Origin of the sequence: Pseudonocardia yuanmonensis, from assembly GCF_039542425.1 — a bacterium.
GTDB classification, from domain to species: Bacteria; Actinomycetota; Actinomycetes; order Mycobacteriales; family Pseudonocardiaceae; genus Pseudonocardia; species Pseudonocardia yuanmonensis.
On record NZ_BAABIC010000006.1, the window covers coordinates 256,699 to 271,632 of the forward strand.

Below are 14,934 nucleotides of genomic sequence, written 5' to 3' on the forward strand. Positions count from 1 at the left end.
CCGGTGGCGCGGTCGTGGCGGACCCTCGCCGGACGGGAGTCTTCGATCACCGACGCCGCTCCCCGCGGCCCGATCCCCGGGAGACCCCGATGACCATCTCGACCCCGACCACCCCGACGGCCCTGGTCGACGCCCTGCGCCCCGCCGACGTCGCGGCCCTCGCCGCCGCCGTCGCCGGACCCGTCCTGCAGCCCGGCGACCCCGGGTTCGCGGAGGAGGTCGCCGGCTACAACGTGGCCTACACCCCGGCCGCCGCGGTGGTCGTGGGTGCGACGAGCACGGCCGACGTCGCGGCGGCCGTCCGCTTCGCCGCCGCAGCGGGGCTGCGGGTCGCCGTGCAGGCCACCGGCCACGGCCTCACGGGCGAGCTGTTCGGCACGGTCCTGGTCACCACGCGGCGGATGGACGCGGTACGGATCGACCCGCTCAACCGCCGCGCGGTCGTCGGCGCCGGGGTGCGCTGGCGCGCGGTGATCGACGCCGCCGCGCCGCACGGCCTCGCCCCGCTCAACGGCTCGTCGTCGGCGGTCGGAGTGGTCGGCTACACCACGGGCGGCGGCCTCGGCCCGCTCGCCCGCCGCTACGGCTTCGCCGCCGACCACGTCCGGCGGTTCACGCTCGTCACCGCGGACGGGTCCGTCCGCGAGGTGTCGGAGAACAGCCAGGGCGCCGACGCGGACCTGTTCTGGGCCGTCCGCGGCGGCAAGGGCAACTTCGGGATCGTCACCGAGATGGAGTTCGACCTGGTCCCGGTCAGCCGGTTCTTCGGCGGCGCCCTGTTCTTCGCCGCCGACGACGCCGCGGCCGTCCTGCATGCGTGGCGGGAGTGGGCGCCCGGCCTGCCCGAGGACGCCACCACCTCCGTCGCCCTGCTGCGCACCCCGCCGGACCCGGCCCTGCCCGAGCCGGTGCGCGGGCGGTTCGTCGTCGCCGTGCGGTTCACCCACCTCGGCCCGGCCGAGGAGGGCACCGCGCTGCTCGCGCCGCTGCGGGCCGTGGCCGGGCCGGTGCTCGACACGATCGCCGACCTGCCCTACCCGGCGATCGACGCGGTGCACATGGACCCGACCGAGCCGATGCCGGTGTGGGACCGCGGCACCGCGCTCGGCGCGCTGCCCGCCGAGGCCGTCGACGCGCTGCTCGCGGTCGCCGGGCCGCAGGCCGAGGTACCGCTGGCGATGGTCGAGGTGCGGCTGCTCGGCGGCGCCGTCGCCCGCCGGCCCGAGGTGCCCAACGCCGTCGCCGGCCGCGACGCCGCCTTCAGCGTCTTCACCGTCGGGGTGCTCGCCGGGCCGCCCGCCGAGGTGGTCGCCGCATCCGCCGCCGCCGTCGTCGGGTGCGTCGGGCCGTGGTCCTGCGGCTCGCTCGTCAACTTCCTGGGCCAGGCCGGCCCGGCCCGTGTCGGCGCCCTGTGGTCCGACGACGACCGCGCCCGGCTCCTCGCCATCGCCCGCCGGTTCGATCCCGCCGGGGTCTTCGCCACCAACGTCGTGATCGGCTGAGCACGTCGATCACGGGCCGGAGGGACGCGTCGTCCCTCCGGCCCGACGGCGTGTCGCGCAGGTGGACGCGGATCATGTGGACGGCGCGTGAGCTGCGGCGAGACGTGAATCAACCACCCCGGAAGTGGGTACAGTGGCGCATGGCCACTCCGAGCGACGAACGCGCCGCCGGTCACCGGACCCACGGCGGCGACCCCGAGTCGGCATCCCCGCCGGACGTCCGCGCCGCGGCGACCCCCATCAAGGGCCGGCCGGTCCTCGGCATCGGCGGCCCGAACTCCGGGACCGGCTCGCACGACGGGCAGAGCGCCCTCAAGCTGCACCGCGGCATCTCGGTGCTCGCGTTCCTGCTCTGCGTGCTGGTCACCGTGGTGTTCCTGATGGACCACGCGGTCGTCTGGGCGATCGTCTTCGCCGTGGTGGCGTTGGCCTGCGTCGGCATCTTCGGCTGGACCAGCGTGCAGCTGCGCCGGGCCACGGGCACCCACGACCCGGGTCGGGAACCCTACGTGACCTGACCGATACTCCCCGTCGACGTCGTCGACGCCCCGGGGAGGACCGATGCGGGTCGCCCGCCACCGCGCGCCCGCACGGACGGACCACGCACCGCGATCGCGCTCGTCCAGGTCCTCGGGCTGGCGGTGTGGTTCTCGGCCTCGGCGGTGGTACCGCGGCTGCGCGCCGAGTGGGGCATCGGCGAGGCCACGGCGATCGCGGCGCTGGCCGTGAGTGGCACGTGCTGCCTGCTCTCGCCGGTGGTGGTCGGAGCGGGGGTACCCGGGCTGGTCGCGTTCTGCGCCGTGTGGGGGCGTCCGTGGTCGCGGACTCCGCGGTGTTCACGGGCGCGCTGAGCGACGTCGCCGATCGCCGGTACGTCGGCACCGCGTTGACCACCCAGACCGCGCTCGGCTTCCTGCTCACCGCGGTGAGCATCCAGGTGGTCCCGCTGGTCGCGGCCGTCGGCGGGTGGGCCGTCGCGCTGCTCGTCCTGCTCCCGGGCCCGGTGCTCGGGGCGCTGGCCATGCGCTCCCTGCTGCCCGCGGCCCCGGCGGTACCGGCGCGGGCCTGAGCCGGACCGGCCGATCCGGTCGTCCCCCGATCGCCCGACGTCCGGATCCCCCGTCGCACCCGCCGGCCGCCCGACGGTGCCGGTGCCTCCCGGGCGCGACCCTTCTCCCATGCCGCGGGAGCCACCCGCGCAAGGCCGGAAGAAGGCTCGCCATGACCACCGCCCCCGTCCCCCCGCTCACCGACCCGACCGTGCGGATCCCCGCGCCGATCCCGGCGCAGATCCCCGCGCCGATTTCGGGGCCGCTGCCGCAGCAGCCGCGCCGCGTCGTCGACGCGGGCCGGCTGTGGTCGGGCGGCCTGGCCACCGCGCTGGTCGCGGCGCTCGCCGGCCTGGTCGGCGCGCTCGTCGTGCGCGTCGTGACCGGGCTCGTGCCGGCGACGCACGCCCTCGGCACCAGCACCTTCGGGACGGCCGGGGTGGTCGTGCTGTGCACCCTCGCCGCGACTGCCGCCCTCGTCGCGACCGGCATCGCCCACCTCCTGCTGCTCTCGACCCCGCGGCCGCTGGAGTACCTGGGCTGGATCGTGGGGCTGGGCACCGCGACCGCGGTCGTCCTGCCCTTCGTCACCACGGCGTCGCTCGGCGGGGCCCTCGCCCTCGCCGCGGTGCACCTGGTGATCGGACTCGCCGTCGCCACCCTCACCGGGAACGCGGCCGCGGCCTCGATGCGGGTCGCCGCCCGCGCCCGGGAGGTGTGAGCGCGCGAGTCGGGGGCGACGCCCGGGCCGGTGGGGTGCCCGGGCGTCGTCCCGTGCGCGGGTGTGACCGCGGCCGCCCTCGCCCCGGTCGGCGATCTCGCCTTGTCACACTGGAGGCATGGCGCCTGATCCCAGCCCCGTCCCCGGGTCCACCGACCTGCTCGTCGTCGGGGCCGGGCCGGCGGGGTCCGCGGCCGCCGCCTGGGCCGCCCGGCAGGGACTGGACGTCGTCCTGGCCGACGCCGCCGTCTTCCCCCGGGACAAGACCTGCGGCGACGGGCTCACCCCGCGCGCGATCGCGGAGCTGGACCGCCTCGGGCTGGGCGAGTGGGTGCGGGGGCACGGGGCGAACCGCGGCCTGCGGGCGGCGGGCTTCGGGCAGGAGCTGCTGCTGGAGTGGCCGGGCGGGTCCCTGCCGTCCGAGGGCAGCGCGGTCGCCCGCACCGAGCTCGACGCCCGGATCCGTGAGGTCGCCCTCGAGGCGGGTGCCGTGCCGGTGCAGGGGGCGAAGGCGGTCGGCGTGGAGCGCGACGGCGAACGGATCTCCGGTGTCACGTTCGCGCTGGCCGAGGGCGGGAGCGCCACGATCCGCTGCGAGCGGCTGGTCGTGGCCGACGGCGCCCGCTCGACGCTCGGGCGGGTCCTCGGGCGGGAGTGGCACAAGGACACCGCCTACGGCGTCGCCGCCCGCGGCTACATCCGGTCGGGCCGGCACGACGACCCGTGGATCTCCTCGCACCTGGAGCTGCGGGGCACCGGGAACGAGGTCCTGGCCGGGTACGGGTGGGTCTTCCCGCTGCACACCGGCGAGGTCAACATCGGCGTCGGCACGCTCGCGACGGACAAGCGGCCCGCGGGCGTCCAGCTGAGGTCGCTGATCGAGCACTACGCGACGCTGCGCCGGGAGGACTGGCAGCTCGACGGACCGGTGCGGCTGGTCCGCTCCGCGCTGCTGCCGATGGGCGGGGCGGTGTCCGGCGTGGCCGGGCCGAACTGGGCGCTGGTCGGTGACGCCGCGGGCTGCGTCAACCCGCTCAACGGCGAAGGCATCGACTACGGCCTGGAGACCGGCCGGCTCGTCGCCGAGCTGATGGCCACCGAGAAGGACCTGGACCGGGCCTGGCCCGCCACCCTGCGCGGGCACTACGGCCGGGCCTTCTCCATCGCGCGCCGGCTCGCCGGGCTGCTGACGATCCCCCGGCTGCTACCGCTCGCCGGGCCCGTCGGCATGCGGTCGACGCCGCTGATGCGGGTCGCGCTGCGGGTCATGGGCAACCTGGTGACCGACGAGGACACGGACCTGGTCGCCCGGGCCTGGCGCGCGGCGGGCCGGCTGTCCCTGCGGTTGGACGAGCGCCGGCCGTTCCCCGCCGCCGATCTCCGGGGCTAGTCCGGCGACGCCGCGGAGGCGTCCGGGGTCTCCGGGATCCGTCGGCTCAGGGGAGCGTCGCGGCGTAGAGGTCGGCGAGGGCGGCCCAGTGCCGCTTCTCGGCGTCGGCGTCGTGCGTCGGGTTGTCCGGGACCGCGAAGCCGTGCCCGGCGGGATAGGTCTCCAGGGTGTGCCGGACGTCGGCGGCGGTGAGGACCTCCTCGAGCAGCGCGTACTGGTCCGGCCCGAACGACGCGTCGTCCTGCCCGGCGGCGACGTACACCGTGGCCCGGAGGTCCGCGGCGCGGTGGTGCGGGCTGTCCGGGTCGTCGCCCACGGCCAGCCGCCCGCCGTGGAACGACGCCGCGGCCGCCACCCGGCCGCCCAGCGCCGCCGCCGCGATCAGCGAGGCCCGGCCGCCCATGCAGTACCCCGTGGTCCCGACGGCGTCGCCGCGCACCTCGGGCCGGGCGAGCAGGGAGTCGACGTACGCGGCGGCGTCGGCCCCGATCGCCTCCGCGGTCAGCGGCCGGGCCAGCTCCCCCATCCGCGCGAGCTCGGCCGGGTCGCCGAACAGTGTCGCGACGTCGAACGGCGCGAACCCGCCGGCGCGGTAGTAGACGTCCGGCAGCAGCACCGCGTAGCCGAGATCGGCGAGGTGGTCCGCCATTCCGAGGAACGTCTCCCGCACCCCGCCCGCGTCGGGGTACATCAGCACCCCGCGCCACGGCCCCTCCCCCGCCGGGGTGTGCAGCGTGGCCGCGCACGTGCCGTCCGGGGCCTCGATGGTCAGCGCGGTGCGGGGCATGCGGCCTCCGTGGGTCGGCGGTGGGGGGGCCGAGCCTAGGACGCCCCCGTGCTCCTCGATCGTGCGTCCGTCGTTCAGGACCGGTCGGCGCGGGCCTCGGGCGAGAGCAGGTAGGCGGTGAGGGCGGTGGCGAGCTCGCCGAGGACCCGGTCGACCACCGCCAACTCGGCGGGGGTCAGGGCGCCCACCACGCCCGACGCACGGTCGCCGAGGGTGGACAGGAGCTCGGCGGCGACGGTGCGACCGGCCTCGCGGCAGCCCAGGCGGATGCGGCGCCGGTCGGCACGGTCGGGGTCGCGGCGGACGTGCCCCGAGCCGACGAGCCGGTCGACGATGCCGGTGATGGCGCCGGTGGTCAGCCGCAGGGTCTGCGCGAGGTCGCCGGGGGTGGCGGGGACGCCGCCGGGCTCGGCGGCCGCGATGACGACGAGCGCGTGGACCTCGGTGGCGCGCATCCCCCGCCGCCGCGCGATCACCTCGACCACCCGCTCCACGCCGGCGCCGAGCAGGTGCACCCGGGTGCCGAGGGCGGCGACCGCGTCGTCGGGCACCGGGAGCGCCGACGCATGGTCGTGGGCATGCACCATCCGCGCCGCCCGGTTCTCACCGGCGCCGTCCGGGGCCTCCCGGGCGAGGTGGGCACAGGACGTGTCGCTCACGGGCCTCCGCCGTCCACCCGCGAACCGGCGTCGTCTCGCATTTCCTGTCCTCCTCGCGGCTGCGTCCGGCCGTCTTAGGGCATCCTCACACAGCCTCCGGAGAAGAGCGCGCCCACGCTTTCCGCGAATCCGTGACCACATCGTTTCGCCACGATACGGAGCAGGGTGATCACGACTGGTGAGCCAGGTCGTGCGCCCAGCGCAGCCGGTCGGGCACGATCCGCGCAGGTCGCCGACGCGGCCCCCCGGCGGTCCCGGGCGCAATTCCCGCCGTGTACCAGGGCGATCGCGCTCGGCGTACCGCGAAGGCGCATCGCACAATTCCCCGCCGCACGACAATGGCGCCCCACCGCGAATTCACAGGACGTGACAGTGGTCACGGTCGACGGCGAAACGCTCCGGATCGGTGCGGTCAGTGCTGCTCGCGGCGTGGCGCGGGCACGTCGTACGGGGCGTCGACCTCCCGCAGGTGGCGCGGATCGCGGCCCCGCTCGAAGCGGATCGGCGGCCGGGTCTGCACCGGGATGCGGGTGGGGTCGGAGGCGTGCCGCGGGGCGGGCATCGGTGTCACGGGCGGGCCGACGGTCCCGCCGCCCTGCCCCGGGCCCTCGGGCCCGATGCCGCTGCGGGTGGCGGTGACGTCGTAGCCGGTCTCGGCGTGCTCGTGCAGGTCCAGCCCGCCCGTCTCGGCCTCGGCCGACGCGCGGAAGCCGATGGTGAACCGGATCAGGTAGCCGAGCACGAGCGTGGCGAGGAAGGAGTACCCGGCGACCACCCCGGCCGCGACGGCCTGCCGGCCGAGCTGGGTGAACCCGCCGCCGTGCACCAGGCCCTCGGCGGGCAGGGCGGCGTTGACCGCGGTCGTCCCGAACACCCCGACGAGCAGGGTGCCGACGAGCCCGCCGACCAGGTGGATCGCGACGACGTCGAGCGAGTCGTCCAGCCGCAGCCGCCACTTGAGCGCGCAGGCCAGCGGGCAGATCACACCGGCGGCGAGCCCGATCGCGATCGCGCCCCACAGGTCGACGAACCCGCAGGCCGGAGTGATTGCGACGAGCCCGGCGACCGCCCCGGACGCGGCGCCCAGGGTCGTCGGACGCCCGGTCCGCAGCTGCTCGACGAGCAGCCAGGCCAGCACGGCGGCACAGGTCGCCACGGTGGTGTTGGCGAAGGCCATCGCGGCCAGGCCGTTCGCGGACAGCGCCGACCCGGCGTTGAACCCGTACCAGCCGAACCACAACAGCGCGGCGCCGAGCACGGTGAAGGGCAGGTTGTGCGGCCGCGCGACGACCTCGGGCCAGCCCCGGCGCCGGCCCAGCACGATCGCGAGCGCGAGCGCCGCGGCCCCGGCGTTCATGTGGACGACGGTGCCCCCGGCGAAGTCGACGGCCTGCAGCCGGTTGGCGATCCACCCGCCGACCGCGTCGGGGGCGAGGAAGCCGTCGAACGCGAACACCCAGTGCCCGACCGGGGCGTAGACCAGCACGCTCCACAGCGCCACGAACACGACCCACGACCAGAACCGGGTCCGCTCCGCGACCGCACCGGAGATGAGCGCGGGCGTGATCACGGCGAACATCAGCTGGAACATCGCGAAGGCGAGCACCGGGACCGCGTGCTCGCCGGGCCAGGGCGCCCCGTCGCCGGCGAACCCGGCCAGCTGCATGACCGACCAGTGGTCACCCGCGGAGCCGATCGAGCCGATGAGCCCGCCGATCCCGTCGTCGCCGAAGGTGAGGTCGAAGCCGACGACGGCCCAGACCGGGCCGACCACCACCAGGCAGACGACGTTGGCCATCAGCATGGTCAGGACGCTCTTCGCCCGCACCATTCCGGCGTAGAAGAATGCGAGCCCCGGGGTCATCAGCATGACCAGCGCGGCGCTCGCGAGAACCCATGCGGTGTCGCCGGTATTCGCGCTCACGCGGCCGCACCGCGCGCGACCACGGGATCCCGGAGTGGACGGCGCCGCGGACCAGGCCGGTCACCGATCATGCTGTCCACCACCGCTTTCCCCGTGCCCTTCCGTCCACTCCGGCACCCGCGCCGGCGCGGCCAGCCTAGGACCCGCGCCTCCGGGTTCCGGACGGCCGCAGGGATGTTAACGAACCGGTAACCCCCTCGGGAATGATCGATCACACGATTCCGGGCGCGATTTCCACGCTCCGTGTCCGGCCGATCACGACACGCCGTTCCGGCCCTTCCGCGCGCCTTCCGACGGCCGTTCCCCGCCGGGACGGCGCGGCGGCCGGGTCGGCCTCGGCAGCGGCACACCCGGTCGGGACGTGAACGAGCGGCGCTCTCGCTCAGTAGGTGTGAGCGAGAGCGCCGTTCGCTCAGGGGTCAGGGGGCAGGGGTCTCGGGTTACGTCTCCCGGAAGCCGTGGACGACGGCCGCCATGTCCTCCTCGGCGTGCCCCTGCGCGGCGGCCGCGGCGAACCGGTCGTGGAAGGCGCGCATGACGGAGTCGGCGACCCCGGCGGAGGCGAGCGCGTCCGCGATCAGTCCGGAGTCCTTGACGGCACCGTCGAGTGCGAAGGCGGGCGGGAAGTCGCCGGCCAGCATCGTCTTGCCCTTGACCTGCGCGTACCCGCAGTCCAGCGGGCCGCCCGAGATCGAGTCGAGCCACTGCTGCGGGTCCACGCCCAGCGCCTGCGCGAGCGCGACGGCCTGCGCGGTCGCCGTGACGATCGACAGCACCCACGAGTTGGCGACCAGCTTGAGCCGGTGCCCCTCGCCCGGCCGGTCGCCGACCCAGACGGTGCGGGAGCCGATCGCGTCGAAGACCGGCGCGACCGCCTCGCGCACCTCCTCCGGGCCGCTGGCCAGGACCACCAGCTGTCCGGCCTCGGCGGGCTGGCGGGTGCCGAGCACGGGCGCGTCGACGAACGCGACGCCGTGCTCGCCGGCCAGCGCGGCCAGCCGGTCGGTGCCCTCGAGTCCGACGGTGGCGGTCTGCACCCAGAGCACGCCCTCCTTCGCCGCCGGCAGCGCGCGCTCCATCACCTCGGCGACCGAGTCCGCGTCGAACAGCATCGTGACGACCACGTCCGCGCCGGACACCGCGTCCGCGGCGTCCTCCGCCACCCGGGCCCCCGCGTCGGCGAGCGGGCGGGCCTTCTCCGGGGTGCGGTTCCACACCGTGGTGTCCAGCCCGGCCTTCGCCAGGTTGGCGGCCATCCCGGCGCCCATGATCCCGGTGCCGAGCACGGTCACGGCGGTCATCGTTCCTCCAGCAGGGGTCGGCGGGTGTCCCGACGCGCCCTCACGGGTCGCCGCGGGTCCCGACGGGTCCGATCGGGTCGGCTCAGCGGCGCTGCGGGGCGAGCACGCGCCACGAGTGCGGCGGGAGCAGGAGCGCGTCCCCGGGCGTGCCGCCCTGCGCGTCCGCCAGTGTCTCCCCCGCCAGCTCCGCCGGGAAACGCCGGGGCTCGTCGTCGACCGAGAGGAGCGTCACCAGCTCGTCCCCGGAGCCGGCCGGGGAGCCGGTCGAGCGCAGCGCGAGGGTGGTGTTCGTGAGGTGTTCGACGGTCGTGCGGGCGCGGACGAGCCACGGGTGGCGGCGCCGCAGCCCGATCAGCCGCTGGTGCAGCTCCTGCACCGGGGCACCGAACGGGGCGAGCTCGGCCGGGGTGTCCGGGAACGGTGGGCGCACGGCGTCGTCGCCGAACTCGCGCTCCTCCTTCACGCCGGTGAAGGCCTGCTCGTCCCCCGCGTAGATCGACGGCACCCCGCCGACCGTCATGAGCACGGCCACCGCGTGCCCGATGTGGTCGGTGCGGTCCAGCCGGCTGGCCAGCCGGGTGACGTCGTGGTTCCCGAGGAAGGTCAGCGGCGCGAAGGACCCCACCATCGCCGAGTGCCGGTCCAGGGCGTGGGCGAGCTCGAAGAGGTTCCGGTCGTTCAGTGCGCTCCACACCGCCTTCCACAGCTCGTACTGGGTGACCGAGTCCATCCCGGACTCCTCGACGATCGCGGCGTAGTCGCCGTGGATCACCTCGCCGACGAACCAGGCGTCGGGGAACTCCTTGCGCACGCCCGGCAGCACGGCCCGCCAGAAGGTCGTCGGCACCTGGTAGGCGGCGTCGAGGCGCCAGCCGTCCGCCCCGCGGTCCAGCCAGTGCCGCATCACCTCGGCGACGTGCTCCTGGACGGCGGGCTCGTCGTGGTTCAGCGCGACCAGCCGGCCGTGCCCCTCGAAGGTCGCGGGCCGCTCGCCCTCCCACCGGAACCAGCGGCGGGCCCCGGCGTCGCCGGCCTCGGCGGCCCGGAACCTCTCGAACCCCCGTCCGACGTGGTTGAACACGCCGTCGAGCAGCAGCCGGGTCCCGCGCGAGCGCGCCGCGGCGACGAGGGCGTCGAAGTCCGCGTCGTCGCCGAGCCGGGGGTCGATCCGGAAGGGGTCGACGGTGTCGTAGCCGTGGGTCTCCGAGGCGAAGACCGGCCCCAGCGCCAGCCCGGAGCAGCCGAGCTCGAGGAGATGGTCGAGCCACGGTTCGAACCGGCCGAGCCGGTGCGCGGGCGGGCTGGGGGGCGCCAGCGCCTCGCGCTCGGCGCCGACGAACCCGAGGGGGTAGGCGTGCCACCAGATCGCGTGGTCGGTCCACCGGTCGTGCATGCGGGCCACCCTTCCCCACGGAGGCGGAATCCGCTGGGCCGGGCGGCCGCGGCGGCCTAGGTTCTCGACCATGACCGGCTTCGCGACCTTCTCCGTGGCGGCCCTCGACACCCGGGACCCGCTGGGTCTCGCCCGCTTCTACTCCGCGCTCACCGGCTGGCCGATCCGCGCCGGCGACGAGGCGCCCGGCACCGACTGGGTGGAGCTCGTCTCCGGCCGCGGGGCCACGCTCGCCTTCCAGCTCGCGCCCGGGCACACCCCGCCGGACTGGCCGGGCGACGCGCACCCCCAGCAGGCCCACCTCGACTTCGACGTCCCGGATCTCGACGAGGGCGAGACCCGGGTCCTCGCGATCGGCGCGCGCAAGCACGAGGTGCAGCCCGGCACGGACTTCCGGGTCTACCTCGACCCCGCCGGGCACCCCTTCTGCCTGGTCCTGGAGCACTGACGGGGGTTCACCGCGCCAGCTGCGCCCGGTTCCGCGCCGTCACCGCCCGGCGCCGCTCCTCCAGCGCCGCCATGTCCGTGGTCCCGGCCGCCGCGATCGCCCGCTCGGTCTCCAGGGCCGCCTGCACCGGCGCCCCCGAGCCCTCGACGTACATCCGCTTGACCGCCTGCAGCACGTCCGCGGGCGGCTCGGTGGCCGCCGTCGCGAGCTCGACGGCCCGGTCGAGCAGCCGCTCGTGCGGGACGACCTCGGTGACCAGCCCGATCCGCAGGGCCAGGTCGGCGTCGACCACCTCGCCGGTGAACGACATCCGCCGCGCCCACGCCATCCCGACCACGCTCGGGAGCCGGGCGGTCATCCCGCCGCCGGGGCGGACCCCGACCCGGGCGTGGGTGTCGGCGAAGACGGCCCGCTCGGAGGCGACGAGGAAGTCGCAGCCCAGCGCGAGCTCCAGCCCGCCGGTGAAGCAGGCGCCGTTGACCGCCCCGACGATCGGCGTGCGCATCAGGCCGGCCTGCGCGATCACCGGCTCGTCGCGGTGCCGCCGGAAGTAGGCCTCACCCTCGGCCGCGGCCTGCTTGAGGTCGACGCCGGCGCAGAACGCCGGGTCCGCGCCGGTCAGCACGACGGCGAGCACGCCGGGATCCTCGTCGGCCTCCACCAGCGCCCGGTACAGCTGCGAGATCACCTCGCCGCTGAAGGCGTTGCGCGCCTCCGGCCGGTCGATCGTGACGACGCGGACCGCACCCCGGTCCTCGGTGCGGACGACGGTCCCGTTCGCCGCGCTCACGCCGACCGCCCCGCCTCCGCCGCGCCCTTGCGCACCCCGGCCGCGATCTCCGCGACGAGCCCGGGGTCGGCGTCCCAGGGGGTGTAGAGCGAGCAGCGGGAGAACAGGTCGCCGTAGCGGCGGACCAGCTCCGGGGGGATCGCGTCGGGCTCGCCGACGACGGCGACCGCGCTCAGCACGTCGTCGTCGATCAAGGTACCCATCCGTTCCCACTCCCCCTGTGTCGACAGCGCGTGCAGCTCCTCGCCGAGCGCGCCCCAGCCGTGCAGCTCGAGCACCCCGCGGTAGGCCGGGGTGGAGCCGTAGAAGGCGATCTGCGCGCGCACGCCCTCGACGGCCTTCGCCAGCTCCTCCTCCGTCCGCCCGGTCGCGATCATCGGCAGCCCGACGAGCTGGAAGTCGCCCAGCTCGCCCCCGCGGGCCCGCTGCAGGGCGGGCAGGGTGACCTCGCGGACGTACCGCTGGGTGGTGAAGCCGTGGCACAGGAAGCCGTCGGCGACCTCGCCGGCGGTCTCCGTCATCGCCGGGCCGACCCCGGCGAGCAGCACCTTCGGCGCGCCGAACCCGTGCGGCTCGGGCACGAACATCGGCGTCATCAGGGTGTGGGAGTAGAACTCGCCCCGGAAGTCGAGCCGGGTGCCGTCGGCCCAGCAGTCCCAGATCGCGCGCATGGCCAGCACGAACTCGCGCATCCGCGCGGCGGGCTGCGACCAGGGCATGGAGAAGCGCCGGGTCATGTGCGCCCGGACCTGGGTACCGAGCCCGAGCAGCAGCCGTCCGCCGCTGAGGACCTGCAGGTCGTTCGCGGTGCCGGCGAGCGTCATCGGGTTGCGCGCGAAGGCGACCGCGATGGACGTGCCGAGCTCGGCCCGCTCGGTCACGGCGGCGGCCAGGGTCAGCGCGACGAACGGGTCGTGCGTGACCTCGGCGGCCCACAGGCCGTCGTACCCGGCCTCCTCCGCGCGGCGGGCGGCCTCGCGCGGGTCGGCCGACCCGGCCAGGGGCAGGCTGGTGTCGATCTTCACTTCTGACCTCCGGGTCGGGGGCTCAGCCGGTCGCCGGCGCGAGCCCGGCGACGACGTCCCTGCGGAGCAGTTTGCCGGTCGGGGTGCGGGGGATCTCGGGCCAGGCCTGGATCCGGTCGGGGGTCTTGGAGCTGCGCAGGGTGGCCCGCACGGACTCGCGCAGTCCGTCGAGGGCCGCCTCGTCGAGCTCGGTGCCGGGGCGGGCGACCACGACGGCCTCGATCCGCTGCCCCCACTCCTCGTCCGGCACCCCCACGACCACGGCGTCGGCGACGTCCGGGTGGCGCAGCAGCACGTCCTCGATCTCGGCCGGGGCGATGTTCTCCGCCCCGCGGATGATCGTGTCGTCGACCCGGCCCTCGACGAACAGGTACCCCTCGTCGTCGAGCCGGCCCTGGTCGCGGGTGTGGAACCAGCCCGCGCCGTCGACGGACGAGCCGCGCCCGGCGTACTCGGTGGACACCTGCTCGCCGCGCACCCAGATCTGTCCCGAGGTGCCCGCCGGCACCGGGGCGCCGGCGTCGTCGCGGACCTCGATCTCGATCCCGGGCACCGCGCGGCCGGCCGAGGACAACCGGGCCCGCACCGCCTCGTCCGAGGACGAGAGCGCGGCCCGGTGCTCGTCCGGGCCGAGCACGGTGATCGTCGAGGAGGTCTCGGTGAGCCCGTAGGCGTTGACGAACCCGACGTGCGGCCACTCGCGCAACGCCTGCTCGACGATCCGGCGCGGCATCGCCGCCCCGCCGTAGGCCAGCGACCGCAGCGACGGCACCGCCCGGTCCAGCCCCGGCTCGTCCATGATCCGGGCCAGCATCGTGGGCACGACCATCGCGTGCGTGACCTCCTCGCCACGCACCAGCTCGATCCAGCCGGCCGGGGTGAACGCCTCCAGGACCAGCACCCGGCGGCCCGCGTAGAGGTTCGTCAACGCGTTGGACACCGCCGCGACGTGGTACGGCGGCACGCTCATCACCGCCGCCTCGGCCTCCTCGGCGGAAGCGAACTCCACCGTGCCCAGCACGTAGGAGACCAGGTTGGCGTGGCGCAGCACCACGCCCTTGGGCGCCGAGGTCGTGCCCGAGGTGTAGATGACCACCGCCGCCGAGTCCGGGTCGACGAACCCCTCCTCCGTAGAGACCGTGCCGGCGGCCGCCGCCGCGTCGCGGAGGAACTCCGCCGGGGTGCGGACGCCGAGCCCGACCCGCTCCGCGGCGCCGGCCTGCGCGGCGTCGGCCACCACGAGCGCCTTGGGATGCTGAGCGAGCAGGTGGTCGAGCTGCGCGGCCCCCAGGCGGTAGTTCACCGGCACCAGCGGCACCCCCGCCCGCGCGGCCCCGAACAGCGCGACCGGGAACGCCGGCCCGTTCACCGCCAGGTACAGCACCGCGTCCGCGCCGGCGTCGGCGACCAGGGACGCGCCGCCGGCCGCCAGCCCGCGGAGCCGGGCGGCCGTCAGCCCCTCCGCCCGGGTCCCGACGACCACCCGGTCGCCGAAGCCCTCGGCCGCCATGTCCAGCAGCACCGACAGGTTCACGGCGGCCTCAGTCCGACGCCGGCAGCGGCTTGGCGTCCTTGAGCGGCAGCGCCACCCCACCCGCCGCGAGCGTGCCGGTGCCCGCCTTCGTGCAGAGCAGCTCGATGCCGAGGTCGGGGTCGGCGTAGCGCTTGCCGATCTGCGTCCCGGCCTGCTGGTCCGGGTCGGCCGGGTGGGTGGAGCCCGCCTCCGGGCCCTTCGCGTCCACCATCGGCACGCCCCCGCAGGTCACCTCCACGTCCGCGTCCCCCCACCGCACCACGACCACGGTCGTGGCGTCGGTGGTGCTGGCCAGGGTCGTGCCGATGCGCGGCTTCATCGCGGCGCCCTCCGTGTCGACGAGCGGGCCGGCCGAGCGGACGGCCCCGAATGAGAGTGTGACGTCAGCGTCACAATGCCATCCGGAGCCCG

Annotated in this window: 15 protein-coding genes; 6 read left to right on the forward strand and 9 right to left on the reverse strand. The window is 75.7% G+C overall.

Going from position 1 to position 14,934, the window contains the following annotated elements:
- Positions 1 to 89: 89 nt before the first annotated feature.
- The 5 genes from ABD990_RS11355 to ABD990_RS11375 all read left to right on the forward strand — a co-directional run bounded on the left by ABD990_RS11355 (position 90) and on the right by ABD990_RS11375 (position 4,662).
- The gene (locus ABD990_RS11355; RefSeq protein ID WP_345380336.1) at positions 90 to 1,502 is read left to right on the forward strand and encodes an FAD-binding oxidoreductase; all 1,413 of its coding nucleotides are present in this window, start codon (positions 90 to 92) and stop codon (positions 1,500 to 1,502) included.
- Positions 1,503 to 1,642: 140 nt separating this feature from the next.
- The gene (locus ABD990_RS11360; RefSeq protein ID WP_345380339.1) at positions 1,643 to 2,020 is read left to right on the forward strand and encodes a hypothetical protein; all 378 of its coding nucleotides are present in this window, start codon (positions 1,643 to 1,645) and stop codon (positions 2,018 to 2,020) included.
- A gap of 296 nt (positions 2,021 to 2,316) precedes the next feature.
- Positions 2,317 to 2,571, forward strand: a complete 255-nt coding sequence (locus ABD990_RS11365) for a hypothetical protein (protein WP_345380341.1) — start codon at positions 2,317 to 2,319, stop codon at positions 2,569 to 2,571.
- A gap of 152 nt (positions 2,572 to 2,723) precedes the next feature.
- Positions 2,724 to 3,272 (forward strand): DUF6069 family protein, encoded by a 549-nt coding sequence (locus ABD990_RS11370; protein WP_345380342.1) that lies wholly within the window; start codon positions 2,724 to 2,726, stop codon positions 3,270 to 3,272.
- Between the two features lie 118 nt (positions 3,273 to 3,390).
- Positions 3,391 to 4,662 carry a geranylgeranyl reductase family protein gene (locus tag ABD990_RS11375; RefSeq protein WP_345380344.1) on the forward strand — a complete coding sequence of 424 codons (1,272 nt, stop codon included), beginning with the start codon at positions 3,391 to 3,393 and terminating at the stop codon, positions 4,660 to 4,662.
- 46 nt (positions 4,663 to 4,708) lie between these two features.
- On the opposite strand, the gene ABD990_RS11380 is transcribed toward ABD990_RS11375, so the two are convergent.
- The 5 genes from ABD990_RS11380 to ABD990_RS11400 all read right to left on the reverse strand — a co-directional run bounded on the left by ABD990_RS11380 (position 4,709) and on the right by ABD990_RS11400 (position 10,726).
- Complete coding sequence (locus ABD990_RS11380; protein WP_345380345.1) at positions 4,709 to 5,449, reverse strand: dienelactone hydrolase family protein; 741 nt, start codon at positions 5,447 to 5,449, stop codon at positions 4,709 to 4,711.
- 74 nt (positions 5,450 to 5,523) lie between these two features.
- A complete protein-coding gene (locus ABD990_RS11385; RefSeq protein ID WP_345380346.1) occupies positions 5,524 to 6,108 on the reverse strand; it encodes a MarR family winged helix-turn-helix transcriptional regulator in 585 nt (194 codons plus the stop codon).
- A 412-nt stretch (positions 6,109 to 6,520) separates the two neighbouring features.
- On the reverse strand, positions 6,521 to 8,032 hold the full coding sequence (locus ABD990_RS11390) for an ammonium transporter (protein ID WP_345380347.1): 1,512 nt from the start codon (positions 8,030 to 8,032) through the stop codon (positions 6,521 to 6,523).
- 440 nt (positions 8,033 to 8,472) lie between these two features.
- Positions 8,473 to 9,333, reverse strand: a complete 861-nt coding sequence (locus ABD990_RS11395; protein ID WP_345380348.1) for an NAD(P)-dependent oxidoreductase — start codon at positions 9,331 to 9,333, stop codon at positions 8,473 to 8,475.
- A gap of 82 nt (positions 9,334 to 9,415) precedes the next feature.
- Positions 9,416 to 10,726 carry an alpha-amylase family glycosyl hydrolase gene (locus ABD990_RS11400; protein WP_345380349.1) on the reverse strand — a complete coding sequence of 437 codons (1,311 nt, stop codon included), beginning with the start codon at positions 10,724 to 10,726 and terminating at the stop codon, positions 9,416 to 9,418.
- A 70-nt stretch (positions 10,727 to 10,796) separates the two neighbouring features.
- Between ABD990_RS11400 and ABD990_RS11405 the strand changes: the two genes are divergently transcribed.
- A complete protein-coding gene (locus ABD990_RS11405; RefSeq protein ID WP_345380351.1) occupies positions 10,797 to 11,174 on the forward strand; it encodes a VOC family protein in 378 nt (125 codons plus the stop codon).
- Between the two features lie 7 nt (positions 11,175 to 11,181).
- Here ABD990_RS11405 and ABD990_RS11410 read toward each other — a convergent pair whose 3' ends face one another.
- Genes ABD990_RS11410 through ABD990_RS11425 form a run of 4 tightly spaced genes read right to left on the reverse strand, consistent with a single transcriptional unit; the run spans position 11,182 to position 14,842 of the window.
- Entirely contained in the window at positions 11,182 to 11,964 is a 783-nt protein-coding gene (locus ABD990_RS11410; RefSeq protein ID WP_345380352.1) for an enoyl-CoA hydratase, read from the reverse strand.
- Positions 11,961 to 12,989 (reverse strand): TIGR03617 family F420-dependent LLM class oxidoreductase, encoded by a 1,029-nt coding sequence (locus ABD990_RS11415; RefSeq protein WP_345380353.1) that lies wholly within the window; start codon positions 12,987 to 12,989, stop codon positions 11,961 to 11,963. Before ABD990_RS11415 ends, ABD990_RS11410 begins: the two co-directional genes overlap by 4 nt.
- A 22-nt stretch (positions 12,990 to 13,011) precedes the next feature.
- Positions 13,012 to 14,523, reverse strand: coding sequence for a class I adenylate-forming enzyme family protein (locus ABD990_RS11420; RefSeq protein WP_345380354.1), 1,512 nt, complete (start codon positions 14,521 to 14,523; stop codon positions 13,012 to 13,014).
- Between the two features lie 7 nt (positions 14,524 to 14,530).
- Positions 14,531 to 14,842, reverse strand: coding sequence for a hypothetical protein (locus ABD990_RS11425; protein ID WP_345380356.1), 312 nt, complete (start codon positions 14,840 to 14,842; stop codon positions 14,531 to 14,533).
- Between the last annotated feature and the right edge of the window lie 92 nt (positions 14,843 to 14,934).